The 1,221-nt window shown below is 40.9% G+C and carries 2 protein-coding genes; both read right to left on the reverse strand.

Translation table 11 applies throughout. The features are described from left to right. Positions 1-79 precede the first annotated feature (79 nt). Positions 80-397, reverse strand: coding sequence for a ComEA family DNA-binding protein (locus A3738_RS15065; protein ID WP_068501262.1), 318 nt, complete (start codon positions 395-397; stop codon positions 80-82). Positions 398-592: 195 nt separating this feature from the next. Continuing rightward, a complete protein-coding gene (locus tag A3738_RS15070) occupies positions 593-814 on the reverse strand; it encodes a SlyX family protein (protein ID WP_068501259.1) in 222 nt (73 codons plus the stop codon). Positions 815-1,221: the final 407 nt, after the last annotated feature.

The following is a 1,221-nucleotide window of genomic DNA, read 5'->3' on the forward strand; positions in this document are numbered from 1 at the left end:
GTACGTTTTTTGCCATCCGCTTGTAGTTAAAACATGGGTCAGATCTTGCTATATCTGACCCTAAAAGGCCTTTTGGTTTTTACTTAGCTACAATCAAGTGCTTATTCTTTTCTAATATACTTTTTCCAATTCCTTTTACTTCTTTAAGTTCCTCGACGTCATGAAATGGGCCGTAGCTCTTTCGATATTGAATAATCGCTTCAGCTTTTTTCACTCCGATTCCTTTTAAATTACTCGCAATCGTTTGCGCGTCTGCTTCGTTGATATTTAAGGGTGATTGAACGGACGCTTCCGAGGTTTGGTTTGCTTCTTGTGCGTAAGCAACTGTGCTGTGTAAAAGCACAACGGCCAACACGCTGGCAAAGACTAGTGAAATAAAGGTTTTGATTTTAAACATAACTGCTCCTTGTTAAATGACACATGGAGCGCTTTTACCGATTGGTAAAGAGTTGAGTAGAATCCTTCTACGTATTTGGTCGCATCCATGCGCGGTAGAGTGTATTAAATGCACTAATGATTTGTAAATCGCAATTTTTGGTGTAGGACTGATTTACGCTGTCCATGAGACCGTGCCTTAATAAGTCTGAGCATATCAATAATGCGGAGGTGGTGGCTCTGGGGCGTTATCTTCATTGCCCGATTTCATTTCATTTAAGCTCTGTTTGAGGACTTTGTTTGCGGTCCATAAATCTTGAATATCGCGGCTTTGCTTTGTGACAATCTGATTTAATGTGTCTATCGTATCGTCCTGAAATGCAAGCTTCATCTCGAGCTCTTCGAGTTTATGCGTTAGCTGTTCTAAAGAAAGTGACATATCCGCTTCTGTGCTGGTAAATGAATGCGCGCAGTATATGGCTTATCACTTTGATTTTGAATCGGTATCGCTCGCGACTATTGGTGGTTTTGGGGCGTGCTGCTGAGCAATGTAGGTGTACGATAACAATATTGAGAAAGCGATGACGCCATATATGAAACGCCTTAACTTCGTAGTTTGTCTTCGATTATTTTGATGCGAGTGGGATGGAATCTTTTTCATTTTCCGCTGTCTGTTTATTGTTGTTGTGTGCATTCGCCGCAGATTTGTACTCGGAGTTGAGGCAAATCACGACCAAACAGCTGCATCGTTTTAAACTTGTGGCCAAATCTTAAGCGAAGATTAAGTTGTACGTCTATCGTATTTTTCTTAGTTTGATTTTTCATTTAGCCCGAGCTCGTAAGCTT

It is taken from the genome of Oleiphilus sp. HI0066 (assembly GCF_001635725.1).

Coding starts and splice junctions, on each gene's coding strand:
- A3738_RS15065 (WP_068501262.1), bottom strand. CDS start 397: ATGTTTAAAATCAAAACCTTTATTTCACTAGTCTTTGCCAGCGTGTTG.
- A3738_RS15070 (WP_068501259.1), bottom strand. CDS start 814: ATGTCACTTTCTTTAGAACAGCTAACGCATAAACTCGAAGAGCTCGAG.